At 71.8% G+C, this 23,351-nt stretch carries 23 protein-coding genes and 1 riboswitch; of the genes, 7 read left to right on the plus strand and 16 right to left on the minus strand.

What is annotated here, in order from left to right; all coding sequences use genetic code 11:
- Positions 1–275: 275 nt before the first annotated feature.
- Entirely contained in the window at positions 276–2,141 is a 1,866-nt protein-coding gene (locus tag ACV530_RS00455; protein ID WP_494330140.1) for an AAA family ATPase, read from the plus strand.
- Between the two features lie 244 nt (positions 2,142–2,385).
- Here the strand turns inward: ACV530_RS00455 and ACV530_RS00460 are convergent, their stop codons facing one another.
- The 10 genes from ACV530_RS00460 to ribD all read right to left on the minus strand — a co-directional run bounded on the left by ACV530_RS00460 (position 2,386) and on the right by ribD (position 10,924).
- The gene (locus ACV530_RS00460) at positions 2,386–3,477 is read right to left on the minus strand and encodes a hemolysin family protein (RefSeq protein ID WP_494330141.1); all 1,092 of its coding nucleotides are present in this window, start codon (positions 3,475–3,477) and stop codon (positions 2,386–2,388) included.
- A complete protein-coding gene (locus tag ACV530_RS00465; RefSeq protein WP_494330524.1) occupies positions 3,474–4,823 on the minus strand; it encodes a hemolysin family protein in 1,350 nt (449 codons plus the stop codon). Before ACV530_RS00465 ends, ACV530_RS00460 begins: the two co-directional genes overlap by 4 nt.
- A 199-nt stretch (positions 4,824–5,022) precedes the next feature.
- Entirely contained in the window at positions 5,023–5,460 is a 438-nt protein-coding gene (locus ACV530_RS00470; protein ID WP_494330142.1) for a PH domain-containing protein, read from the minus strand.
- A gap of 34 nt (positions 5,461–5,494) precedes the next feature.
- Entirely contained in the window at positions 5,495–6,343 is an 849-nt protein-coding gene (gene hisG, locus ACV530_RS00475; RefSeq protein WP_494330143.1) for an ATP phosphoribosyltransferase, read from the minus strand.
- A gap of 67 nt (positions 6,344–6,410) precedes the next feature.
- Positions 6,411–6,680 (minus strand): phosphoribosyl-ATP diphosphatase, encoded by a 270-nt coding sequence (locus ACV530_RS00480; RefSeq protein ID WP_494330144.1) that lies wholly within the window; start codon positions 6,678–6,680, stop codon positions 6,411–6,413.
- Between the two features lie 33 nt (positions 6,681–6,713).
- Entirely contained in the window at positions 6,714–7,199 is a 486-nt protein-coding gene (ribH, locus tag ACV530_RS00485; RefSeq protein WP_494330145.1) for a 6,7-dimethyl-8-ribityllumazine synthase, read from the minus strand.
- A 46-nt stretch (positions 7,200–7,245) separates the two neighbouring features.
- Positions 7,246–8,526: a bifunctional 3,4-dihydroxy-2-butanone-4-phosphate synthase/GTP cyclohydrolase II gene (locus ACV530_RS00490; RefSeq protein WP_494330146.1), complete on the minus strand. Its 1,281-nt coding sequence runs from the start codon at positions 8,524–8,526 to the stop codon at positions 7,246–7,248.
- A gap of 41 nt (positions 8,527–8,567) precedes the next feature.
- Positions 8,568–9,227: a nicotinamide mononucleotide transporter family protein gene (locus ACV530_RS00495; RefSeq protein WP_494330147.1), complete on the minus strand. Its 660-nt coding sequence runs from the start codon at positions 9,225–9,227 to the stop codon at positions 8,568–8,570.
- A complete protein-coding gene (locus tag ACV530_RS00500) occupies positions 9,224–9,820 on the minus strand; it encodes a riboflavin synthase (RefSeq protein WP_494330148.1) in 597 nt (198 codons plus the stop codon). Before ACV530_RS00500 ends, ACV530_RS00495 begins: the two co-directional genes overlap by 4 nt.
- A 3-nt stretch (positions 9,821–9,823) precedes the next feature.
- Complete coding sequence (gene ribD / locus ACV530_RS00505) at positions 9,824–10,924, minus strand: bifunctional diaminohydroxyphosphoribosylaminopyrimidine deaminase/5-amino-6-(5-phosphoribosylamino)uracil reductase RibD (protein ID WP_494330149.1); 1,101 nt, start codon at positions 10,922–10,924, stop codon at positions 9,824–9,826.
- A gap of 157 nt (positions 10,925–11,081) precedes the next feature.
- Positions 11,082–11,212, minus strand: a riboswitch (FMN riboswitch).
- 100 nt (positions 11,213–11,312) lie between these two features.
- On the opposite strand from ribD, the gene ACV530_RS00510 reads away from it, so the two are divergent.
- Entirely contained in the window at positions 11,313–12,485 is a 1,173-nt protein-coding gene (locus ACV530_RS00510; RefSeq protein WP_494330150.1) for an MFS transporter, read from the plus strand.
- A 60-nt stretch (positions 12,486–12,545) separates the two neighbouring features.
- Here the strand turns inward: ACV530_RS00510 and ACV530_RS00515 are convergent, their stop codons facing one another.
- Positions 12,546–13,298: a hypothetical protein gene (locus ACV530_RS00515; protein WP_494330151.1), complete on the minus strand. Its 753-nt coding sequence runs from the start codon at positions 13,296–13,298 to the stop codon at positions 12,546–12,548.
- A 218-nt stretch (positions 13,299–13,516) separates the two neighbouring features.
- On the opposite strand from ACV530_RS00515, the gene ACV530_RS00520 reads away from it, so the two are divergent.
- Complete coding sequence (locus ACV530_RS00520; protein ID WP_494330152.1) at positions 13,517–14,920, plus strand: uracil-xanthine permease family protein; 1,404 nt, start codon at positions 13,517–13,519, stop codon at positions 14,918–14,920.
- Between the two features lie 99 nt (positions 14,921–15,019).
- Complete coding sequence (locus ACV530_RS00525; protein ID WP_494330153.1) at positions 15,020–15,712, plus strand: DUF5995 family protein; 693 nt, start codon at positions 15,020–15,022, stop codon at positions 15,710–15,712.
- Positions 15,713–15,728: 16 nt separating this feature from the next.
- On the opposite strand, the gene ACV530_RS00530 is transcribed toward ACV530_RS00525, so the two are convergent.
- Both ACV530_RS00530 and ACV530_RS00535 read right to left on the minus strand, forming a co-directional pair.
- Positions 15,729–17,429 carry a flavin monoamine oxidase family protein gene (locus tag ACV530_RS00530; protein WP_494330154.1) on the minus strand — a complete coding sequence of 567 codons (1,701 nt, stop codon included), beginning with the start codon at positions 17,427–17,429 and terminating at the stop codon, positions 15,729–15,731.
- A gap of 57 nt (positions 17,430–17,486) precedes the next feature.
- On the minus strand, positions 17,487–18,287 hold the full coding sequence (locus tag ACV530_RS00535) for a carbon-nitrogen hydrolase family protein (protein ID WP_494330155.1): 801 nt from the start codon (positions 18,285–18,287) through the stop codon (positions 17,487–17,489).
- Positions 18,288–18,579: 292 nt separating this feature from the next.
- Between ACV530_RS00535 and ACV530_RS00540 the strand changes: the two genes are divergently transcribed.
- Positions 18,580–19,131: a hypothetical protein gene (locus tag ACV530_RS00540; RefSeq protein ID WP_494330156.1), complete on the plus strand. Its 552-nt coding sequence runs from the start codon at positions 18,580–18,582 to the stop codon at positions 19,129–19,131.
- Here ACV530_RS00540 and ACV530_RS00545 read toward each other — a convergent pair.
- A complete protein-coding gene (locus ACV530_RS00545) occupies positions 19,091–19,546 on the minus strand; it encodes a MarR family winged helix-turn-helix transcriptional regulator (protein ID WP_494330157.1) in 456 nt (151 codons plus the stop codon). The genes ACV530_RS00540 and ACV530_RS00545 overlap by 41 nt on opposite strands.
- Before the next feature lie 126 nt (positions 19,547–19,672).
- On the opposite strand from ACV530_RS00545, the gene ACV530_RS00550 reads away from it, so the two are divergent.
- Together ACV530_RS00550 and ACV530_RS00555 are read left to right on the plus strand one after the other, a co-directional pair.
- The gene (locus ACV530_RS00550; RefSeq protein ID WP_494330158.1) at positions 19,673–20,152 is read left to right on the plus strand and encodes a DUF2269 family protein; all 480 of its coding nucleotides are present in this window, start codon (positions 19,673–19,675) and stop codon (positions 20,150–20,152) included.
- A 17-nt stretch (positions 20,153–20,169) separates the two neighbouring features.
- Positions 20,170–21,003 carry an alpha/beta fold hydrolase gene (locus ACV530_RS00555; RefSeq protein ID WP_494330159.1) on the plus strand — a complete coding sequence of 278 codons (834 nt, stop codon included), beginning with the start codon at positions 20,170–20,172 and terminating at the stop codon, positions 21,001–21,003.
- 4 nt (positions 21,004–21,007) lie between these two features.
- On the opposite strand, the gene ACV530_RS00560 is transcribed toward ACV530_RS00555, so the two are convergent.
- Complete coding sequence (locus ACV530_RS00560; protein WP_494330160.1) at positions 21,008–21,463, minus strand: Lrp/AsnC family transcriptional regulator; 456 nt, start codon at positions 21,461–21,463, stop codon at positions 21,008–21,010.
- Positions 21,464–21,529: 66 nt separating this feature from the next.
- Complete coding sequence (locus ACV530_RS00565) at positions 21,530–23,044, minus strand: amino acid permease (RefSeq protein WP_494330161.1); 1,515 nt, start codon at positions 23,042–23,044, stop codon at positions 21,530–21,532.
- Between the last annotated feature and the right edge of the window lie 307 nt (positions 23,045–23,351).

Consider the following 23,351-nt stretch of genomic DNA (forward strand, 5'->3'; position numbering starts at 1 on the left):
GGTTTCGTACTGCCCGGGGACCGGCGTTCTGCGTATTTCGTCCCACCGTCCGGGCGTTTCGCATTACCCAGGGTGACCGTTCTGCGGGGCGCTTTCCCGGGCGCCCGGGATCGCCCGCGAGCCGCGAACAGCGGTACGGCACCCTACGGCCGACGGCGATTGCGCAGGTACGATGCGAGACGGCGCACCCGCGCGGGAGCGCCGACCGTGCTCTGATCAACTCCCGTCCACAGAGGAGCGGTTCGCGCTACGGGGGCAGGTTCGTGGGGGATGTGATGGACTTCGGCACTCAGGGCCCTCCCGCCCCGGCCGATCTCGCCTGGCTGCGCGGCGTGGACGCCTACACGATGGGCGCGTACCCGCAGGCCGAGGAGGAGTTCCGCACGGCGGTGCGCATCGACCCGGGCATGGCCGACGCCTGGCTCGGCCTGCACGCGCTGCGCGCGGAGACCTCCACCGCTCTGCTGCGCATGTACCGGCACCGCGAACGCTTCGGCCAGCAGCGTGCCCGGCACCGGCGGGCGCTGAACTCCTGGTACTGGCTGGGGTGGTGGGTGCAGCCGGTGCTGGAGAGCGGCCGGGACCTCCGGCTCGCCCATGCCTCGCACTGGCTCGACGGCCGCCATGTGCCCGAGCTCGACCGGGCGCTCGCCGCCTGCCCGCCCGCCGACACCGACCCCCAGGTGCGCTTCCTGCACGGGTGCCGCGCCTATCTGGTCAAGGACTGGGAACAACTCGTCCGGCAGACCGATCCGTTACTGGACGACTCCCTGCTCGGCATCGAGGCCGGGCTGTTCGGCGGCATGGCCCGGGTCCGGCTGGAGATGTACGGACAGGCCGAACTGCTGCTCGCCACCGCGCTGATGCGCTGCCGCAGCGAACAGCCGCAGCGCAAGGAGCTGCGCTACTGGCTGGCCCGCGCCCACGAGGGCACCGGGCGCAGCGCCGCCGCCCTCCCCCTCTACCGCGCCGTGCACCGCGTCGACCCCGCCTTCATGGACACCTCCGCGCGGCTGACCGCCATCGCGGACGGCGACGGCCTGGAGGACCACACCGACCTGGCCCCGGTGCCCCTGACCGGGGCGGGCCAGGAGGCCGCGGAACCGGCGGGCGGCCCGGAGGTCCTGGCCTCCGACGTCCTGACCGGCATGGTCCCGGGGCCCTCCGGCCCCGCCCCGGCGTTCGCCGGGGGGTTCCGCGAGAAGATCCGCGTCCCGGACCGGCCCTCCGACCGGCCGTTGCCCGGCCTCTCCGACCCGGTGCTGCTGGCGAAGGCGCTGGCCGAACTGGAGCGCATGGTCGGCCTGGAACCGGTCAAGCGGCAGGTGCGGGCGCTCTCGGCGCAGCTGCACATGGCGCGGCTGCGGGCCGGGCAGGGCCTGCCGGTCCAGCCGCCCAAGCGACACTTCGTCTTCTCCGGCCCCTCGGGCACGGGCAAGACCACGGTCGCCCGGATCCTCGGCCGGGTCTTCTACGCCCTCGGCCTGCTCGGCGGCGACCACCTGGTCGAGGCCCAACGGGCGGACCTGGTCGGCGAGTTCCTCGGCCAGACCGCGGTCAAGGCGAACGAGCTGATCGACTCGGCGCTCGGCGGGGTGCTCTTCGTCGACGAGGCGTACAGCCTGTCCAACTCGGCCTACAGCAAGGGCGACGCCTACGGCGACGAGGCACTGCAGGTCCTGCTCAAGCGCGCCGAGGACAACCGCGACCGGCTGGTGGTGATCCTGGCGGGCTACCCCGAGGGCATGGACCGCCTCCTCGCCGCCAACCCCGGCCTCGGTTCCCGCTTCACGAGCCGCGTGGACTTCCCCAGCTACCGGCCGCCCGAACTCACCGCCATCGGCGAGGTCCTGGCCGACGAGAACGGCGACGCCTGGGACGAGGAGGCGCTCGAGGAGCTGCGCAGCATCAGCGAGCACGTGGTCGGCCAGGGCTGGATCGACGAGCTGGGCAACGGCCGCTTTCTGCGCACGCTGTACGAGAAGAGCTGCGCCTACCGCGACCTGCGGCTGTCCGGCTACGCCGGAACGCCCGGCCGCGACGACCTCGCCACCCTGCGCCTGCCGGACCTCATGCAGGCCTACGGCGAGGTCCTCTCGGGCCGCGCCCCGAAGCTACGCGATCCCCAGGACCCGCCGTAGCCTGTCCACCGGCCCGGATGGATGCCCCGGTCCCGCCCTCTCCCCGTCTCCTGGGGCTCCGCCCCAGACCCCGCTTGTCGCGGCTCCGCCGCTCGTCCTCAAACGCCGGACGGGCTGAAATTTCGCGCCCGGCCCGACACTATCCAGCCCGTCCGGCGATTGAGGACAACCGCGCGAAGCGCGGTTCCGGGGCCCGGGGCGGAGCCCCGGAGGAAACGGTGAAAGGGCGGGTCCGGGGCAAACCTCACCCCGCCAGCACGACCTCCTCCTCCCGCGCACCGGACCGCGGCGCCGCCACCGGCCCCACCTCACGGTGCGAGGGATCCCTCACCTCACCCACCAGCATCTCCAGCACGTCCTCGAGCGCCACCAGCCCCAGCACCCTCCCCGACGCATCGGCGACCGCCGCCAGATGCGCGGCAGCCCGCCGCATCACCGTCAGCGCGTCGTCGAGCGGCAGCTCGGCCCGCAGGGTCTCCACCCGCCGCCATATGCGCTGCGGCACGGCACGGTCCCGGTCCTCGAGGTCCAGGACGTCCTTCACGTGCAGGTACCCCATCACGGCGCCGCCCGGCGCGCACACCGGGAAGCGGGAGAAGCCCGTCCGTACGGTCAGCTCCTCGACCTGCCGCGGGGTGACCGACGGTTCGACGGTCACCAGGGCGGCCGGGTCCAGCAGGACGTCCGTGACCGGGCGGCTGCCCAGTTCCAGCGCGTCCTCGAGGCGTTCCTGCTCGACCGGGTCCAGCAGCCCGGCCTGCCGGGAGTCCTCGACCAGGTGCGTGAGCTGCTCGCTGGTGAACACCGCCTCGATCTCGTCCTTGGGCTCGACGCTGAAGAGCCGGAGCACACCGTGGGCGCAGGCGCCCAGCAGCCGGGTCACCGGACGGCACAGCCGCGCGAAGGCGACGAGGCCGGGCCCCAGCCACAGCGCCGCCCGGTCCGGGGCGGACATGGCCAGGTTCTTCGGGACCATCTCCCCGATGACCAGGTGCAGGAAGATCACCAGGGCCAGGGCGATGACATAGCCCAGCGGATGCACGAGCCCAGCGGGCAGCCCGACGGCGTCGAACAGGGGCTCCAGCAGCTGCGCGACCGTCGGCTCGGCAACCGCGCCGAGCGTCAACGAGCAGACGGTGATGCCGAATTGAGCGGCCGCCATCATCTGCGGCAGGCTCTCCAGCCCGCTCAGGACCGTACAGGCCCGGCTCGACCCTTCCGCGGCGAGCGGCTCGATCTGGCTGCGCCGTACGGACACGAGCGCGAACTCGGCCCCCACGAAGAAGCCGTTGGCCAGCACCAGCAGGGCGGCGAACAGAAGTTGCAGCACGCTCATCGGGCGTCCCCCTGTACCGGACCCTGCACCGGGGCGCCGGTGGTCCGCATCAGGCGGACCCGCTCGGCACGGTGATGCCCGACCTGCCGCACGGACAGCCGCCAGCCGGGCAGTTCGGCCCGGTCACCGGGCACGGGGATGCGGCCGAGCAGGTCGGCGACGAGACCGGCCACGGTCTCGTACGGCCCGTCCGGGGCGGCCAGCCCGATGCGGTGCAGCAGGTCGACACGGCAGCCGCCGTCCGCGTCCCAGGCGAGGCGCCCGTCCTCGCAGGCGACCGGGACCAGGTCCGGGCGCGCGGCGTCCGCGTGGTCGTGCTCGTCGCGGACCTCGCCGACGAGCTCCTCGATGATGTCCTCCAGGGTCACCACGCCGGCCGTGCCGCCGTACTCGTCGACGACGACGGCTATCGGCTGCTCCCTGCGCAGCTGCTCCAGCAGCGGCTGCACGGGCAGGGTCTCGGGGACGAGCATCGGCGGCACCGCGATCCGCCCGACGGGCGTGCGCAGCCGCTCGTCGCGGGGCACCGCGAGGGCGTCCTTGAGGTGGACCATGCCGACGACCTCGTCCAGGCGCTCGCGGTAGACCGGGAAGCGCGACAGACCCGTGGCACGGGTGAGGTTGAGGACGTCCTCGGCGGTCGCGTCCGTCTGCAGGGCGCTGACCCTCACCCGAGGGGTCATCACATGCTGGGCCGTCAGGTCACCCAGTGACAGGGTCCGTACGAACAGGTCGGCGGTGTCCTGCTCGAGGGCACCGGCCCGCGCCGAGTGCCGGGCGAGCGAGACGAGTTCGCCGGGGGTACGGGCCGACGCCAGCTCCTCGGCGGGCTCCACGCCCAGGGCGCGGACGAGCCGGTTGGCGACCGTGTCGAGGAGGGTGATCACGGGGCGGAAGAGGTGGGCGAACAGGCTCTGCGGGCGGGCGACGAAGCGCGCCACCTGCAGGGGCCGGGAGACCGCCCAGTTCTTGGGCACCAGTTCGCCGATGACCATCTGCACGGCCGAGGCCAGCAGCATGCCGGTCACGACGGCGGCGCCGGGGGCGGCACCGGCCGGCAGCCCGGCCACGTCGAAGACTCCGGTGAGCAGCCGTCCGAGGGCCGGCTCGGCGAGCATGCCGACCACCAAGGAGGTGATGGTGATGCCCAGTTGGGTGCCGGAGAGCTGGAAGGAGAGCTCGCGCAGGGACTCGACCACGGTCCGGGCGCGGTGGTCGCCGTCGGCCGCGGCCCGCTCGGCCTCCGGCCTCTCGACGGTCACCAGGCCGAACTCGGCGGCGACGAAGAAGCCGTTCGCGAGGATCAGGAGCAGTGCTGCGGCGAGCAGCAGGAGGGAAACGGTGATGCTCATCGCGCCGCCTCACTATGCGGGGCGGCGCCGGTACTACAGGACGATCCGTCCATCCCGGAGGGATTCACTCCTCGGTTCGCAGGTGCCCCGCGGGCCGCGCGAACACGCGGCCGGTGGATACGGGGCCGGGCACGGTGTGCCCGTGGGGACCAGAGTAATCAAGGAATGTGAAATGGGGACGGGCAGCCGCACGTCACGTCGCGGATCGTCCGGTGCCGTACTGCGCGACGAGCTCGTTCAGCGTGCGGGCGTCGGCGATGGCCCGCTTCTTGTCGATGCCGGTCTGGATCCCCATGGCGGGCAGCGACGTGCCGTCGGAGAGGTCGAGGTGGACCCAGGAGTCACCGGGACGCAGGTTGACCCGGACGATCTGGGCCCACTCCAGGCGGCGCACCGTCGTCAGATTGGTCACGGTGACACCGTCCGGCGTGGCGACCACCTTCGGCCTGCTGAGCATCGCGAGGACGGCGAGGCCCAGCAGGCCGGTGCCGATGAAGGAGGCCCGGTCGCCCGCGGTGAAGGACTCCTGCAGGAAGGACATCACCGCGAGCACGGCGGGCAGGGCGAAGCCGATGCCCAGCAGCACCACCCGGGTACGAGTCGGACGGAAGGTGACGGGCAGCTCGGGCATGGGTTCTCTTCTTGCGTACGGACGAGACGAGGGGTCAGAGGCGGCAGGCGTGGATGCCCGTGGTGAGGATCGCGCGGGCGCCGAGCTCGTACAGCTCGTCCATGATGCGCTGGGCGTCCTTGGCGGGGACCATCGAGCGGACCGCGACCCAGCCCTCGTGGTGCAGCGGGGAGACGGTCGGCGACTCCAGGCCGGGCGTGAGCGCGACGGCGCGCTCCACGTGCTCGACGCGGATGTCGTAGTCCATCATCACGTAGCGCCGGGCGACGAGAACGCCCTGCATGCGGCGGAGGAACTGACGGACCTTCGGGTCGTCGGCCGGGGCGCCGGAGCGGCGGATGACGACGGCCTCGGACTCCAGGATCGGCTCGCCGATGACCTCGAGGCCGGCGTTGCGCAGGGTGGTGCCGGTCTCGACGACGTCGGCGATGATCTCGGCGACGCCGAGCTGGATGGCGGTCTCGACGGCGCCGTCCAGGTGGACGACCTCGGCGTCGACGCCGTTGTCGGCCAGGTGCTTGGTGACCAGGCCGGAGAAGGAGGTGGCGATCGTCATGCCGCCGAAGTCGGCGACGCCCGTGGCCGTGCCCGGGCGGGTGGCGTAGCGGAACGTGGACCCGGCGAAGCCGAGCTGCATGATCTCCTCGGCCTGGGAGCCGGAGTCGAGCAGCAGGTCGCGGCCGGTGATGCCGATGTCGAGCTTGCCGGAGCCCACGTAGACCGCGATGTCGCGGGGGCGCAGGAAGAAGAACTCGACCTCGTTGACGGAGTCGACGAGCACCAGTTCCCTGCGGTCCTTGCGCTGGCGGTAACCGGCCTCATGGAGCATCTCCGACGCAGGCTCGGAGAGAGAACCCTTGTTGGGAACGGCGATGCGCAGCATGAGGCGGTTTCCTTCGTGCGAAGTTTTGTGCGAGGTGGGGAGAGAGCGGTTCGGAGCGGGCCGGTTGTCAGAGGTGGGCGTAGACGTCGTCGAGCGAGATGCCCTTGGCGACCATCATCACCTGAAGGTGGTAGAGGAGCTGGGAGATCTCCTCGGCGGTGGCCTCGTTGCCCTCGTACTCGGCGGCCATCCACACCTCGGCCGCCTCCTCGACGACCTTCTTGCCGATGGCATGGACACCCTTGCCGACCAGTTCCGCGGTACGGGAGGTGGCGGGATCGCCCTGTGCCTTCTGCTGGAGCTCGCTGAACAGCTCCTCGAACGTCTTCTTGGACATGGTGGTCCTACCCTACGCCCGCGGCGGGGGAGCTCAGTGCCAGGGTTCCGAGACCGAGCGCAGGACCGCCGCCGTGGCGACGGCCGCGGACACCGCCTCGTGTCCCTTGTCCTCGGCGGACCCCTCGAGCCCGGCCCGGTCCAGGGCCTGCTCCTCGGTGTCGCAGGTGAGGACGCCGAAGCCGACGGGGACGCCGGTGTCGACGGAGACCCGGGTCAGCCCCTCGGTCACGCCCTGGCACACGTACTCGAAGTGCGGGGTGCCGCCACGGATGACGACGCCGAGGGCGACGATCGCGTCGTAGCCGCGGCCGGCGAGCACCTTGGCGGCGACGGGGAGTTCGAAGCTGCCCGGCACACGCAGCAGCGTCGGCTCGTCGATGCCGAGTTCGTGCAGCGCGCGCAGGGCGCCGTCGACCAGGCCGTCCATCACCTTCTCGTGCCACTGCGCGGCGATGACGGCCACGCGGAGGTCCTTGCAGTTCTTCGTGGTCAGCCGGGGCGCGCCCTCGCCGCTCATGAGTCTCCTCGGGATGCTTGCTGTTCGCTGGTCACTGGTTCTCGGGTCACTGGTTCTCGCAGGCGGACACCTTGTCGGCGTCCAGCCAGGGCAGGTCGTGCCCCATCCGGTCCCGCTTGGTGCGCAGGTACCGCAGATTGTGTTCCCCGGCCGCGACGGGCATGGGCTCGCGGCCGTTGATCCGCAGGCCGTGCCGCTCGAGGGCCGTGGTCTTGTCGGGGTTGTTGGTCATCAGCCGCAGGGACCGCACCCCGAGGTCGGCCAGGATCCGGGCACCGGCACCGTAGTCGCGGGCGTCGGCGGGCAGGCCGAGCTCGAGGTTGGCGTCCAGGGTGTCGTGGCCGTTCTCCTGCAGTTCGTACGCCCGCAGCTTGGACAGCAGGCCGATGCCGCGGCCCTCGTGGCCGCGCAGGTAGAGGACGACGCCGCGCCGCTCGGCGGAGACGCGTTCCAGGGACGCCCTCAGCTGCGGGCCGCAGTCGCAGCGCAGGGAGCCGAAGACGTCGCCGGTCAGGCACTCGGAGTGGACGCGCACCAGGACGTCCTCGCCGTCGCCGAGGTCGCCGGCGACCAGGGCGATGTGCTCGACGCCGTCCCGGGTGGAGCGGTAGCCGTAGGCGCGGAAGTCGCCGAAGGCGGTGGGCAGCCGGGTGCTGGCTTCCCGCCGGACGGTGGGTTCGGGCGAACCGAGGTAGGCGGCCAGGTCCTCGATGGAGATGATCGAAAGGCCGTGACGGCGTGCGAAGGGGATCAGGTCGGGCAGCCGCAGCATGCGGCCGTCCTCGCCCGCGATCTCCACGATCGCGGCGGCGGGCCGGAATCCGGCGAGGCGGGCGAGCTCGCAGCCGGCCTCGGTGTGGCCGGGGCGGACCAGGACGCCGCCGGGCCGGGCCCGCAGCGGGAAGACGTGCCCGGGCCGCATGAAGTCGCCCGGCACGCTGTCCGGGTCGGCCAGCAGCCGGATGGTGGTGGCCCGGTCCGCGGCGGAGATGCCGGTGCCCACGCCGTGCGCGGCGGTGGCGTCCACGGAGACGGTGAAGGCGGTGCGCATCGTCTCGGTGTTCCGCTCGACCATCTGCGGCAGGTCGAGCCGGTCGATGTCCTCCGCCTCCATCGGCACGCAGATCAGTCCGCGGCACTCGCTCATCATGAAGGCGACGATCTCGGGGGTGACCGCCTCGGCGGCGACGACGAGGTCGCCCTCGTTCTCCCGGTTCTCGTCGTCCACGACGACGACGGGCCGGCCGGCCGCGATGTCGGCGATGGCGCGCTGCACCGGGTCGAGGCGGGTGTCCTCGGCCGGGGGCCGGCGGAGCGTGGCGGTCATGCTGTGTCTCCTTAGTTGCTCGGTCACGGTGCTCACCTACTTCACGAGAGCGCCGATTCCAGGACCGGTGCGGGCCGGCCGGCCGTGCGGGAGCGCAGCCACCAGTCGCGCATGCCCCACAGGACGAGGCCGAGATAGACGACGTAGACGATGCCGGAGAAGGCGAGGCCGCTGGAGAAGGCGAGCGGGACGCCGACCACGTCGACGAGCAGCCAGGCGAACCAGAACTCGACGAGCCCGCGGGCCTGGGCGACCATCGCGGCGAGCGTGCCGACGAAGATGTACGCGTCCGGCCAGGGGTTCCAGGACAGGTCGGGCAGGGCGGTGAACAGGGCGCCGACGGCCAGCGTGCCGGCGGCGGTGCCGGCGAGCAGCACGAGGCGCTCGCGCCCGGTGGCGAAGCGTACGGCCACATGGCCGCCCTCGGTCTTCCGTCCGCCGCGCTGCCACAGCCGCCAGCCCCACAACGACACGCCGATGACGAGGAGTTGCTTGCCCACTCCGCCGCTGAGGTGGGCGGAGGCGTAGGCGACGACGAGGATGAGGCCGGACAGGAACTGCGTGGGCCAGGTCCAGATGGAACGGCGCCAGCCGAGAGCCAGGGCCAGCAGGCCGCAGGTGTTGCCGATGGCGTCGGACCAGATCACATGCTGGCCGAAGGCCGTGAAGGCCTCACTGCCGAGCCAGTCCAGGGCACTCATGCCTCCCCCTTCGCGAGAAGCCGCTCCGTGTACTTGGCGAGCACGTCCACCTCGAGGTTGACGGGATCGCCGGTCTGCTTGATGCCCAGCGTGGTCAGGGCGAGGGTGGTGGGAATGAGGCTGACCGTGAAGTGCTCGTCGCCCGCCTCGACGACGGTCAGGCTCACGCCGTCGACAGTGATGGAGCCCTTCTCGACCACGTACCGGCTGAGCCCGGCGGGGAGCGAGACGGTCACGACCTCCCAGTGCTCGCCGGGCTCCCGGCCGGTGATGACGCCGGTGCCGTCCACATGGCCCTGCACCAGGTGGCCGCCGAGCCGGCCGCCGAGCGTCATGGGGCGCTCGAGGTTGACGCGGGAGCCGGGGGCGAGCGCGCCCAGGCTGGAGCGCTTCAGGGTCTCGGCCATGACGTCGGCGGTGAACTCGCCGTCCCCGGTGGTGACGACGGTCAGGCAGACGCCGTTGACCGCGATCGAGTCGCCGTGCCCCGCCCCGTCGGTGACGACGGGGCCGCGCAGCCGGAACCGGCAGGCGTCACCGAGGTCCTCGACGGCGACGACCTCACCGAGTTCCTCGACGATTCCGGTGAACACGTGTCAGTCCTCCTTGGGAGCGGGTACGGGGGTGGCGGTGATCCGCAGGTCGGGGCCGAGCCGGGTCACGTCGGTGACGTCCAGGCGCAGGGCCCCGGCGATGGTTCCTATGCCGGCGTCGCCGAGGGCGGCGGGGCCGGCGCCGAGCAGCGCGGGGGCGAGATAGCCGACGACGCGGTCGACGGCCCCGGCCGCCAGGAAGGCGCCGGCGAGCGCGGGCCCGCCCTCCAGCAGCACGGAGCGGACGCCCCGCGCGTACAGCTCGGCGAGCAGGGCCCCGAGGTCGACGCGCTCCCCGTCGAGGGGCAGGCGCACCACGTCGGCGCCCGGCAGGTGCCGGGTGTCGGCGTCCGCTCCGGCGGCGATCAGGGTCGGTGCCGCGTCGTCCAGGACCCGGGCGGACGGCCGGATCGAGGCGGTGGTGTCCACCACGACGCGCAGGGGCTGGGTGACGTCCGCGATGCCGCGTACGGCGAGGTGCGGGTCGTCGGCGTGCAGGGTGCCGGAGCCGACCACCACGGCGTCGGCCTCGGCACGCAGCCGGTGCACGTCCGCGCGGGACTCGGCGGAGGTGATCCAGCGGCTGCTGCCGTCGGCGGCGGCGCTGCGGCCGTCGAGGGTGGCGGCGTACTTCCACACCACGTACGGGCGTCCGCGCACCACGGAGGTGAGCCAGGCCGCGTTGCCGGCCGCCGCCTCGGCGGCGAGGAGCCCGCCCTCGGTGTCGACGCCCGCCGCCGCGAGGGTGGCGGCGCCGCCGGTCGCGGTGGGGTTCGGGTCGGCGACGGCGTAGACGACGCGGGTGACGCCCGCGTCGATGAGCGCTTGAGCGCAGGGGCCGGTGCGACCCGTGTGGTTGCAGGGTTCGAGAGTGACGACTGCGGTGCCGCCCCGTACGTCGTGCCCGGCCGCGGCTGCCGCCCGCAGGGCCTCGACCTCGGCGTGCGGCCCTCCGGCGCGCCGGTGCCAGCCCTGGCCGGCGGTGCGGCCGTGTGTGTCGAGGAGGACGCAGCCGACGACGGGGTTGGGGCTGGTCGCGCCGAGTGCGCGGGCGGCGAGCGCCATGGCGCGTCGCATCGCGTCCGCTTCGGTTGCGGTGGCCACCGGGTCCTCCTGCCTCGTCGGGCATGGACTCCGGGGCCGTCGTACGGGACGACGAGAAAGCGGGTGCACCGCACCGGGAGAGCCGACGACGCAGCGCTCGAGCCACCCCGGGAAGGGGGACCCGTGCCGCCTGCGGCGATGAGCCGATGCGTGCCCGCCGCGCACTGCCTCCCATCCGGACTTTAACCGTCGGTCCAGGAATTTCACCTGGTCAACCGGCCGCTGGCTGCGGACGGGTCGCGGACTGTAACCGCCGGTTCGGACTTTCACCGACCCCGGAGTGCGCTGCGTTGAGTTGAACGTTTGCTGCTGTGGAGCGTACGCCGCCGGGCGGCGCGGTGTCCACGGGGACTTGACAAGGTGGGCCAGGTCACGTTGGTTGCGGGAGGTGGGGGTTTCACGGGAGCGGCAGGTGCGCCGGGGGCGGTACGCCGTGGCCGCCGTCTTCGCCGTCCACGGCGCGGTGAGCGGCAACTTCGCCACCCGTGTGCCCTGGATCCAGGAGCATCTGGGCATCGGTACGGGCGAGTTGGGCCTCGCGCTGGCCTTCCCGGCGCTCGGCACCGCGTGCGCGATGCCGCTCGCGGTCCGGGTCACCCACCGCCTCGGCTCCAGGGCCGCGCTGCGGGTGCTGATCGCGCTGTGGTGCGCGTCCCTCGCGCTGCCCGCCCTCTCCCCCGGCCCGGTCGCCCTGTGTGCCGCGCTCGCGGTGTACGGGGCCACGGCCGGGATGGCCGACGTCGCGATGAACGCGCTGGGCGTGGCGACCGAGGAGCGCCTCGGCCGCTCGGTCATGTCCGGTCTGCACGGGATGTGGAGCACGGGAGCGCTCGCCGGGGCGGGTGCGGGCACGGTCGCCGCGCACGCCGGCACCGACGCCCGGGTCCATCTGGCCGTCGCCGCCGCGGTGCTCGCCGTGCTCGGTGCCGCCTCCTGCCGCTGGGCGCTCGATCTGCGCGCGGCGGCCGGGGAGCGTCCGCCGCCGCGTTTCACCCTGCCGTCGCGGTCCGTTCTGGCGATCGGGGCCGTCGGCTTCTGCGCTGTGTTCGCGGAGGGGGCGAGCCTGGACTGGTCGGCGGTCTATCTGCGCGAGGGCATGGGCTCCGGGGCCGGCCTGGCGGCGGTGTGCCCGACGGCGTTCGCCTGCGCAATGGCCGTGGCCCGGTTCGCGGGCGACGCCCTGGTCCGGCGCCTGGGCCCGGTCCGCACCGTACGGGCCGGCGGTGTGCTGGCCACCTGCGGGGGCCTGCTGGTGGTCACCGCGCACGGACCGGCGCAGGCCGTCGCCGGGTTCGGCCTCGTCGGGCTGGGGGTCGCCGTGGTCGTCCCGCTCGCCTTCGCCGCGGCGGCCCGCAGCGGCCGGGACCCGGGCGCGGCCATCGCCGGGGTCGCCACGGTCACCTACACCTCGTCCCTGATCGCCCCGTCCGTCATCGGGCAGATCTCGGACGCGACGTCGCTCGGCACCGCGTTCGGCCTGGTCACTGTGCTGGCGGCGGGCCCGGTGGCGGCCGCGGGCGTCCTCGGGACCGGTCCACGCACGCCACCGCGGGCCGCGTGACGGGCGATGTGCCCGGACACGCGGCCCGCGGTGGAAGGGGCTTTCAGGCGAACCGTCGGCTCAGAGAACGATGCCGAACAGGTTGATCCCACGGTTGTGGCAGTGGTTGTGACCGCCCCAGCCCCGCTCGTTCCAGCCACCACGGTCGCAGTCGCGGCCGCGCTCCTTCCAGCCGCCCTCACGGCCACGGTCGCAGTCGTCACCGCGGCCACGGTCACGGTCACGACCCCAGTCACGGCCGTGGTCGCAGTCACGGCCACGATCGCGGTCACGGCCCCAGTCACGGCCACGGTCGCAGTCGCGGTCACGACCCCAGCCACTGTCGCGGCCACGGTCACAGTCACGGTCACGGCCCCAGCTGCCGCCCTCGCGGCCGCCACCCTCGCGACCGTGGTCGCAGTCGTGGCCACGGCCCCACTCGCGGCTCCACTCACGGCCGTGGTCGCAGTCCTCGCCACCCCAGAAGTTGTTGTGGTGGTGCCTGAGCAGGCCTACGATCCAGCCGTTGTTGTTCCAGCCCCAGCCGCCTTCGCGGCCGCGGTCGCAGTCATCACCGCGACCCCAGTCCCAGCCGCCACGGGTCCATTCGTGGCCCCATTCGTGGCCCCATTCACAGCCGCGGCTACGGCCACGGTCGCAGTCGCGGTCACGGCCCTTGTCCTTCCCACCGTCACGGTCGTGGTCTCCGTCCCAGCTCACCGTCTGACCGACAGACGGCGACTGCGGCGCGGCCTGAGCCACCCCGGCGGCCGGAACGATGACGCCCGTAGCAACGATCGCGGCAGCCGCAGTGCGGCCGACGAGCTTACGCATGTATGTCTCCTGGTTTGCAGGAAATCGGACATCGTGACCCATACCGCGCACTGACGGATGATCAGCCGATGTTCACGGCTGTACAGCCTTACGGGGTATTAATTGGTCCGATCGCAGCAGCGAACCGGTCCCGGGCCGCCGGACACGGCGTCAAAGACACTCCGCACCGCCGCTTAACATGGTCCGGATCACCACAACACGAACATTCGGGAGCAGTCATGGGCCTCGGCGTGCGCTGGACCCTGCACGGCGACGGGCGCACCCCCGCCCCCGGGGCAGTCGTCGGACCGGGCGAACGGCTCTCGTGGCCGAGGACGGCGGGCCTGGGCGCCCAGCACGTGGTGGCCATGTTCGGCGCCTCCTTCGTGGCCCCGGTGCTCATGGGCCTGGACCCGAACCTCGCCATCATGATGTCCGGCGTCGCGACGATGCTCTTCCTGCTCGCCACGCGCGGGCGGATCCCCAGTTATCTGGGGTGCAGCCTCTCCTTCGTCGGCGTCGCGGCCATCATCCGGGCGCAGGGCGGTGACAGTGCGGCCGTCACCGGCGCGATCTTCGTGGTCGGCGGTGCGCTGCTCCTGAGCGGTCTGGCGGTACGGAAGTTCGGCGCACGGGTCATCCATGCGGCGATGCCTCCCGTGGTGACCGGTGCGGTGGTCATGCTGATCGGCTTCAACCTGGCGCCGGTGACGGCGACGACGTACTGGCCGCAGGACCAGTGGACGGCGCTGCTCACCATGCTCTTCACGGGGCTCGCCGTGGTGTGTCTGCGGGGCTTCTGGTCCCGGGTGGCGATCTTCCTCGGGCTGCTGTTCGGGTATGCGATCTCGTGGGTCTTCGACCGGGTCTTCGGCAGGATCCACTCGGTGCACGGCGGCGGACAGGCCGTCGACCACTGGCGGCTCGACCTCTCCGGGGTCGCCAAGGCCGACTGGATCGGCCTGCCCTCGCTGCACGCCCCGAGCTTCGGCTGGTCGGCGGCGCTCGTCGCGCTGCCGGTCGTCATCGCGCTGATCGCCGAGAACGCGGGTCACGTCAAGGCGGTCGGCGAGATGACCGGCGACTCGCTGGACGACCAGCTCGGCACCGCGATCTCCGCCGACGGCGCGGCGACGATGCTCTCCACCGCGGTCGGCGGCCCGGCCAACACCACCTACTCCGAGAACATCGGGGTCATGGCGGCCACCCGGGTCTACTCGACGGCCGCCTACTGGGCGGCGGCCTGCTTCGCCCTGCTCTTCGGCGTCTGCCCCAAGTTCGGCGCGATCGTCGCCGCCATCCCGGGCGGTGTGCTGGGCGGGATCACCGTGATCCTGTACGGCATGATCGGGCTGCTCGGCGCGCAGATCTGGGTGCACAACAAGGTGGACCTGCGCAATCCGCTGAACCTGGTGCCGGTCGCGGCGGGCATCATCATCGGCATCGGCGGTGTCAGCCTCAAGTTCGGCAAGCACTTCGAGCTGAGCGGTATCGCCCTCGGCACGATCGTGGTCCTGACCGGCTATCACGTGCTGCGCGCCCTGGCCCCGGCGCACCTCAAGGAGCAGGAACCGCTGCTGGACGAGGGGACGAGCGGGTACGACAAGCTCTCGGAGGATGTCCCCGAGCCTCCTCGCTCCTGACGGAGTCTCCTGACGGGTTCGTCGCCGGATCGTCACCCGTTCCGGTTAATCCCCTCCCGAGCCCTCCCACGCTCCGTGCCCGAATGTCACTCTGTGTATATGACGATGGCGCGGGCACGACCGGCGGCGCCCGCCGGCATCGACTGGGTGATGGCACGGATGCGGGGGCTGGAAGCGGGCCTGCCGCCGCGTGACGGGGTGGCGGTCTTCAACCGGGTCTATCTGGCGGTCACCGAGGAGGTGGGCCGGCGGGTGGCGGCCGGGGGCTTCCGCGACCGGCTCGCCACCACCGAGCTGGACGTCCTGTTCGCCGAGCGCTATCTGGGGGCCGTCGACCTGGCGGCCACGGGGCAGCGGGCGCCCGCGTGCTGGCGGCCCCTGTTCCAGCTGCGCGGCCATCCGGCCGTGCGCCCCGTGCAGTTCGCGCTGGCGGGCATCAACGCGCACATCGGCCACGACCTTCCGCTCGCCCTCGCCGACACCTGCCGGGCCCTCGGGGCCGCGCCGCCGGAGCTGGAGGGCGACTTCGACCGGATCGGCGAGGTGCTCGTCCGCATGGAGGAGCGGATCCGCGAGGAGCTGATACCGGGCCCGGATCTGCTGGACGTGGCCGATCCCCTGACCCATCTGCTGGGGTCGTGGACCCTCGAGGCGGCCAGGGGTGCCGCGTGGGCCGCCTTCCGGACCCTGTGGGCGATACGCGAACTCCCGGAGCTGGCCCAGGAGTTCGCGGACCGCATCGACGCGGGCACCGGCATGGTGGGCCGCTGTCTGCTCACCCCGCTGGGGTGAGCAGAGCGAAGTGCCGTCAGTCCTCGGGGAGTTCGACGGGGGCGACCTCGTCGTAGACGTCCCCCGGGCCGGGGTTCGTGGCGTCGGTCGCGCCGCCGAAGTGGCGCATCACGCCCCAGACGGCGTTGAGCGCGGTCTGCACGGCGCCCTCGGCCCAGCCCGCGGTCCAGGAGATGTCGTCGCCCGCGAGGAAGAGGCCGCGCTTGTCCTCGGGGAGGCGGTCCTGCATGAAGTGGGTGAACAGGCGGCGCTGGTAGCGGTAGTGGCCGGGCAGGTTCGCCTTGAACGCGCCCATGAAGTAGGGCTCGTTCTCCCAGGAGACCGTCACCGGGTTGCCGATGATGTGCTTCCGGATGTCGACCTTCGGGTAGATCTCGCCGAGCGACTTGAGCATGACCTCCATGCGCTCGTTCGCCGAGAGCGGCAGCCACTTGAGGCTGTCGTCGCACCAGGTGTAGGAGAGGCAGATGACGGCGGGCTTGTCCGGCCCGTTGTCGAGCAGGTAGGTGCCGCGGGTCATCCGGTCGGTGAGCGTCATGCTCATCACGTCCCGGCCCGTGTCCTCGTCCTTGTCCAGCCAGAACGGCCGGTCCACCGGCACAAACAGCTTGGAGGACTCCATGTAGTGCGTGCGCTCGACCGCCGTCCAGTGGTCGATCGGCAGCAGTTCGTCATCGCACTGGATCTTCGACAGCAGCATCCAGGACTGCGCCGTGAACACGGCCGCCCGGTAGGTGCGGATGTCGCCGGAGGCGTCGGTGACCGTGATGTGGTTGCCCGCCGTGCGGTGCAGCCGGGTCACGGCCGGGCGCGGTGCGCCGCCGTGCAGCGAGGACAGCGAGGTGCCGTGGGGCCAGTGGACGATCTTCGCGGGCTCCCGCTCCCACAGGCGCAGCGGCAACTGCTGGCTGCCGCCCACGATGCCGCGGTGGTGGTCGTCCGCCTCGGTGTAGACGACGCGCAGGATCTCCAGGATGGAGTTGGGGAAGTCGGTGTCCCAGCCGCCGGTGCCGAAGCCGACCTGGCCGAAGATCTCCCGGTGCCGGAAGGACGCGAAGGCGGGAGAGTCGCACAGGAAGCCGTAGAAGGTCTGGTTGTCCAGCTTCTCCACGAGCCGGGACCAGATCTCGCGGATGCGCGGCACGTCGCGCTCGCGCATGGCCCGGTTCATCGCCGCGAAGTCCGCGCCCTCCTCGAGGCAGGCGTTCCATGCCGCCGCCACATCGCGGTAGACCTGCGGCAGGTCGTCGACGCTCTCGGCATAGTGGCTCTCGCCCTTGAGGTCGACGACCGTGGAGGGCGTGGCGGGCGCGAGCGGGTTGGGGAACGGCTCGGTCCGCAGGTCCACCAGGTCGATGTAGTGCTGGAAGGCGGTCGAGGACGGAGGGAAGCGCATGGCGCCCATCTCGGCGGTCAGTTCGTCGCCGCAGCCCTCGAATCCGACGGTGCGCAGCCGTCCGCCGATCTGGTCGGCCTCGTAGACAACGGGCTTGAGGCCCATCTTCATCAGCTCGTACGCGGCCACGATGCCGGACAGCCCGCCGCCGATGACGGCGACCTCGTTGCCGTGCTCGGTGGCCGGGATCTGGCCGAGCCCCGCCGGGTGGGCGAGATAGTCGTCGTAGGCGAACGGGAAGTCCGGACCGAACATGGTGATCGGCGGCTCGGTCTGCTGGACCTGCTCGTCGTGGACGGCAGTGGGCACCGTGGACGTCATCGGCTGGACTCTCCTACTGGCGGGGGGTGTTGAGGGCGGTGCGAGCGCGAGCGCGTCTCAGACGAGCGAGGTGTACAGCTCGGGACGGCGGTCGCTCAGATAGGTGTTCTCGGCGCGGGAGGCCTTGAGCAGCGCGGGGTCGGCGTCGCCCACGACGAGGTCCTCGCCGTTGCCCGCGCGCGCTCGTACGGTGCCGTCGGGCGCGGCGAGGCAGGACAGCCCGGCGAAGGTGAACTCCCCTTCGTCGCCGCACCGGTTGACGTACGCGATGTAGAGCTGGCTCTCCCACGCCCGGGCCGGGACGATCGTCTGAGGCACGATCTCGTACGGCCGCATCAGCGCGGTCGGCACGAGCAGCACCTCGGTGCCGGCCAGGGCATGTGCCCGGACGGGCTCGGGGAACTCGACGTCGTAGCAGGTCAGCAGACCGAGCGTGATGCCGTCGAACTCGGCCTGGACAACGGGCTCCTGACCGGGCGTGAAGTAGGTGGTCTCGTACGCGCCGAAGAGGTGCGTCTTGCGGTAGTGCGCGAGACGCTCGCCGTCCGGGCCGATGAGCTGGGTCGAGTTGAAGAGCGTGTCGCCGTCCCGCTCGGGGTAGCCGTAGCCGACGGCCAGGCCGTGCTCGGCGGCGATCCGGGCGACGGCCTCGGCGCCGGGACCGTCCGCGGGCTCGGCGAGATCACGTACGGACTCGCCGAGTGCATACCCGGTCAGGAACAGCTCGTTGGCGAGCAACAGTCGTGCTCCCGCGGACGCGGCACGCCGCGCGGCGGACTCGAGCGAGGCCAGGCTGTCGGCGGTGGAGGACGGCACGCCACTGGGGCCTTGGTACAGCGCGATACGCAGCGGCGTCATCGGTCCTCTTCTCGCCTTGTCGTCAGAATTCCGTTAAACGCCACGACGGTACGGCTCCGGATCCAGGCGCGACAAGCCACGGATGTTGCGCGATATTGAACGAAACGTTGCGCCTTTCGACACCTTCGCGACGATTCGTTGTGCGGAGTCCGGCCCTACCGGCCCTGCCGAGGTCTCATGACCGATCAGCCATGAGGCGGACCGTGATCGGAGCGCAGGCGGACGCTCACCGGTGATGCCGGAGGGGATCGTGATGCCAGGTCATCCACCCCGCCTCCCGAAAGGGCCTGCTGTGAACCGTCCGTCGCGCACCCACGTCCGTCTCGCCGCCCTCGGCGCCGCCCTATTGCTGGCCGCTTCGGCGGCCGGCTCCGCCGTTGCCTCCGACTCCGCCAAGAGCGCACCCGGGCCCGCGAAGGAACCGAGCCTCACCGGCTCCGGCAAGCTCTACCGCCCCGCCGGCGACAAGATCTACTTCACCTTCGACGCCCACGGCCTCCTCGACGACGCCAAGGGCACGTTCCGCTTCAGCCACGCCTTCCCGAACGGCCATCACGGCTACGCGCAGGGCAGAATCGACTGTCTGGTCAGCGGGGGCACGGTCGCCGTGGCCACCGGCATCATCGAGAAGACCGACGTGAAAGGGGCCACGGGCCGGCGGGTCGGGTTCACCGTCGACGCCCTGGGCCCGCACCGTGACCGCCTGGGCTACAGCTGGCGCTCCGCGGAGGACATCGTCAACACCAGGAACCTGCCGAAGTGCGTGAGCTCGGCACCGTACGAGCACGTGGAGAGCGGCGGCTTCAAGGTCGCGCCGTGGGAGCCGCCGTACCCGAAGCACTGATCAGGCGCCCGAGCGCCCTGACGAGGACGGCGCGCTCCTCCCCCGACAGGCCCGCCAGCAGCTCCCCGTCGAGCGCGGCGAGGGTCTGCCGCATCTCGTCCAGCATCCGCCGCCCGTGCTCGGTGACGTGCAGCACCGCCGTCCTCCCCCGCCCCGCGGGGGAGGAACGGGCGACGGCGCCGGCCTCCTCCAGCTGCAGGACCGTGGCCTGCATGCTCTGCGCCGTGACCCCGGCCCTGCGCGCCAACTCGCTGTAGGACAGGCCCGGTTCGTGCGCGAGGTGGCCGAGGGCGCCCATCAGCCGGAGCGAGTGCCCCTGGGGGGCGAAGGCCCGGTTGGCCTCGTCCTGGACCACTCTGCCCGCACCGATCAGCATCAGCGCGAACGGCAGCGGTCCGCGTTCCTCCCCGGCCACGCCGTGCCACCCGCTCCCGTGTTCCGTCCGTCGGTATGCGCGGACCCGCTGCCGGGCCCGTCGCACACGGATGCTAGCGTCCCGCCTGTTTAAGCCGGACTGAAACCTACGGAAGCGTACGCGCCCATGACCAAGCTCATGCTCAGCATCCACGTCCTGGCGGCGATCATCCTGATAGGCCCCGCCACGGTTGCCGCGAGCCTCTTCCCCCGGTACGCGCGGCAGGCCCTGGCCCCCCAGGCGGACGGCAAGGACGCAGCGCCGCTCCAGCTGCTCCATCGCGTGACCCGCGTCTACGCCGCCGCCTCCCTGGCCGTTCCCGTGTTCGGCATGGTGACCGCCCAGCAGATGGGCGTCATGGGCGACGCCTGGCTGATCGCGTCGATGGTGCTGACCGCCCTCGCGGCGGTGCTGCTGGCGTTCGCCGTGTTCACGCAGGACGCCGTCATGGACGCGCTGGAGAAGCGCGACGACGAGCCCGCCGGGCTCGCGGCGGTCGCGGCCCGGCTGCCGCGACTGGCGATGATCACCGGGCTGTTCTCGCTGACCTGGGCGGTTGTTACGGTGCTGATGATCATCAGGCCCGGATCGACCACGGGGGCCTAGGCGAGAGGAGTCGCACCGTGCCCGACTGGCAGCTGACCAGAACGTTCGCGAGCACCTCGGGCGAGGTCCGCTGGGACCGCCTCGGGGACGCCAGCCGGCCGCCGGTCGTGCTGCTGCACGGCACGCCCTTCTCGTCGTACGTCTGGCGGGCGGTCGCGCGGTCGCTCGCGCGGGACCACCAGGTGTACGTCTGGGACATGCCGGGCTACGGCACGTCGGAGAAGCACGACGGCCAGGACGTCTCCCTGGCCGCCCAGGGGCGCGTGTTCACCGAGCTCCTCGCGCACTGGCGGCTCGCCGAACCCCTGGTCGTCGCCCACGACTTCGGCGGTGCGGTGGCGCTGCGCGCGCATCTGCTGCACGGCGCCCGGTACCGGGCGCTCGCCCTGGTCGACCCCGTGGCGCTGGCGCCGTGGGGGTCGCCCTTCTTCCGGCTCGTGGGCGAACACGCCCCGGTCTTCGAGCAGTTGCCGCCCGCGCTGCACGCGGCGCTCGTCCGCGAGTACATCGGTTCCGCCAGCCACCCGGGGCTGCGCCCCGCCGTGCTGGACCGGCTCGTCGAGCCGTGGCTCGGCGAGCACGGGCAGCCCGCGTTCTACCGGCAGATCGCCCAGGCGGACCAGCGGTACACGGACGAGATCCAGGGGCGCTACGGCGAACTCGCCCTGCCGGTGCGGGTGTGCTGGGGCACGGAGGACGTCTGGATCCCGGTGGAGCGCGGGCGCGAACTCGCCTCGCTGATACCGGGAGCGTCGTTCGAACCGCTCGCCGGGGCGGGGCACTTGGTGCAGGAGGACGCTCCCGCGGAACTCACCGCCGCACTGGCGGCGTTCCTGCGGGGCGTCGCCTGAAACGTCAGGACGGCGCCCCTGAGCTGAACCGCCTCAGCAGCGGCGACAGCACCAGCACCGACTTCGTGCGCTCGACGAACGGCTCGCCCGCGATCCGTTCCAGCACGCGCTCGAAGTGCCGCATGTCGGAGGCGAAGATCTGGACCATGGCGTCGGCCTCACCGGTGACGGTGGAGGCCGACGCCACCTCCGGGTAGCGCGACAGTCCGCGGTGGATCGCCTCGGGCGAGGTGTTGCGGCGGCAGTAGAGCTCGATGTAGCCCTCGGTCTCCCACCCCAGTGCCCCCGGGTCCACCCGTACGGTGAAGCCGGTGATGGCGCCTTCGGCGCGGAGCCGGTCCACCCGGCGCTTGACCGCCGGGGCGGACAGGCCGACCTCGGCACCGATGTCGGCGTAGGAGCGCCGGGCGTCTTCGGCCAGGGCGTGGACGATGCGTTCGTCGAGCTCGTTGAGTCGCACTGCGGGTGGATCACTTCTCTGCGGGTGTCTGCTGTTCCTACGAGAAGTAGATCACGTACCCGGCGGTCATCCCTCCGCGACCGGCTGCTCCTCGCGGGCCAGCCGCGAGCGGCGCATGCCGTAGGCGAAGTAGACCACGAGCCCGACGGCCATCCAGCCGAGGAAGTACTCCCAGGTGGCGAGGTCGAGGTTGAACATGTTGTAGGCGCAGAACCCGAAGCCGACGGCCGGGAAGATGGGGAAGAGGGGGATCCTGATCCCCCTGCCCAGCGGCACCCGGACCGTGGACAGCGGCACCTGGAAGTTGCGGGGCATGTCGGGGCGCTTGAAGCGCAGGACGATCACCGCAACGTTCACAAGGGCGAACGCGAAGAGCGTGCCGATGCTGGTGGCATCGGCGAGCTGGCCGAGCGGCACGGCGGCGGCGAGGATGCCGCAGAAGAGGGAGACGATCACCGTGTTGGCGACCGGGACACCGTTCGGGCGCACCTTGGCGAACGTCTTCGGCACCAGGCCGTCGCGGGACATCGCGAACAGGATGCGGGTCTGGCCGTAGAGCACGGTCAGGACGACGCTCGCGATGGCGATGACGGCACCGGCGGCCAGCAGCACGGCCCAGAAGTTCTGGCCGGTGACGTCCTTCATGATCCCGGCGAGCGCGGCCTCGGAGCCCTCGAACTTGCCCCAGGGCATCGCACCGACGGCGACGGCGGCGACCAGGACGTACAGCGCGGTGACGATCAGCAGCGAGAGCATGATCGCGCGCGGCAGGTCCTTCTTGGGGTTCTTGGCCTCCTCGCCCGCCGTCGAGGCGGCGTCGAACCCGATGTACGAGAAGAACAGGCTGGCTCCGGCGGCGCTGACGCCGCCCAGGCCCAGCGGCATGAACGGCTTGTAGTTGCCGGCCCGGATGCCGGTGAAGGCGACGGCGCAGAAGAGCAGCAGGGCCGCGATCTTCACGCCGACCATGATCGCGTTGGCGCGGGCGCTCTCCTTGGCGCCGCCCAGCAGGAAGGCCATGCACAGCAGCACGACGAGCAGGGCGGGCAGGTTGAAGACGCCGCCCTCGCCGGGCGGGTTGGCGATCGAGGCGGGGATGGTGACGCCGATCGTGCCGTCGAGCAGCTCGTTGAGGTACTGGCCCCAGCCGACGGCGACGGCGGCGACCGAGACGCCGTACTCGAGGATCAGGCACCAGCCGCAGATCCAGGCGACGAGCTCGCCCAGGGTCGCGTAGGAGTAGGAGTAGGACGAGCCGGAGACGGGGATCGTGCCCGCCAGCTCGGCGTAGGACAGCGCGGAGAACAGCGCGGTCAGGCCGGCGATGACGAACGAGATGATCACGGCCGGGCCGGCCTTGGGCACGGCCGTGCCGAGCACGACGAAGATGCCGGTGCCGAGCGTGGCCCCGATGCTGATCATCGTCAGCTGCCACATGCCGAGCGAACGGCGCAGGGTGCCGCCCTCGCCCTGGCCGCCCTCGGCGACCAGCTGTTCGACCGGCTTGCGCCGCATCAGGCGGGCGCCGAAACCGGCGGATGCCTGAGAGGGGGCGGGGGGCGCTGTGCCTTGGTCCAACACGGGGCGGCTCCTTGATCGGTGCGAAGTCGAGCGCGGTGACCGACGGCAGGGCGGAGCTAACCCGGGGAAGGGGAAGGGGGAACCGCCGAGCAAGCGGTACCCGCCACTCCACGTACAGCGCAGACCCTATGAGCTGGGTGCTTGCGCTCGTAATGCACCATTATTGCGTATGCACGTGCGAACGTTGCGTCGAGACGCCCGGAACGCGTGATCGTTGCACGGTCGTGTCATGAATCGGTACACGGACAGCAAAGCGGCAGATAAAGCGGCAGCAAAAAGGGGCGCGGTCCGGAATCGGACCGCGCCC

Source organism: Streptomyces sp. SX-6 (genome assembly GCF_059089585.1).

Bases quoted from the DNA above. Each gene is read 5' to 3' on its own strand.
- ACV530_RS00455 (WP_494330140.1), top strand. From the start codon at position 276: ATGGACTTCGGCACTCAGGGCCCTCCCGCCCCGGCCGATCTCGCCTGG.
- ribH (WP_494330145.1), bottom strand. From the start codon at position 7,199: ATGAGCGGCGAGGGCGCGCCCCGGCTGACCACGAAGAACTGCAAGGAC.
- ACV530_RS00530 (WP_494330154.1), bottom strand. From the start codon at position 17,429: ATGACGTCCACGGTGCCCACTGCCGTCCACGACGAGCAGGTCCAGCAG.
- ACV530_RS00495 (WP_494330147.1), bottom strand. From the start codon at position 9,227: ATGAGTGCCCTGGACTGGCTCGGCAGTGAGGCCTTCACGGCCTTCGGC.
- ACV530_RS00535 (WP_494330155.1), bottom strand. From the start codon at position 18,287: ATGACGCCGCTGCGTATCGCGCTGTACCAAGGCCCCAGTGGCGTGCCG.
- ACV530_RS00490 (WP_494330146.1), bottom strand. From the start codon at position 8,526: ATGACCGCCACGCTCCGCCGGCCCCCGGCCGAGGACACCCGCCTCGAC.
- ACV530_RS00515 (WP_494330151.1), bottom strand. From the start codon at position 13,298: ATGCGTAAGCTCGTCGGCCGCACTGCGGCTGCCGCGATCGTTGCTACG.
- hisG (WP_494330143.1), bottom strand. From the start codon at position 6,343: ATGCTGCGCATCGCCGTTCCCAACAAGGGTTCTCTCTCCGAGCCTGCG.
- ACV530_RS00480 (WP_494330144.1), bottom strand. From the start codon at position 6,680: ATGTCCAAGAAGACGTTCGAGGAGCTGTTCAGCGAGCTCCAGCAGAAG.
- ACV530_RS00550 (WP_494330158.1), top strand. From the start codon at position 19,673: ATGACCAAGCTCATGCTCAGCATCCACGTCCTGGCGGCGATCATCCTG.
- ACV530_RS00460 (WP_494330141.1), bottom strand. From the start codon at position 3,477: ATGAGCGTGCTGCAACTTCTGTTCGCCGCCCTGCTGGTGCTGGCCAAC.
- ACV530_RS00470 (WP_494330142.1), bottom strand. From the start codon at position 5,460: ATGCCCGAGCTGCCCGTCACCTTCCGTCCGACTCGTACCCGGGTGGTG.
- ACV530_RS00520 (WP_494330152.1), top strand. From the start codon at position 13,517: ATGGGCCTCGGCGTGCGCTGGACCCTGCACGGCGACGGGCGCACCCCC.
- ACV530_RS00525 (WP_494330153.1), top strand. From the start codon at position 15,020: ATGACGATGGCGCGGGCACGACCGGCGGCGCCCGCCGGCATCGACTGG.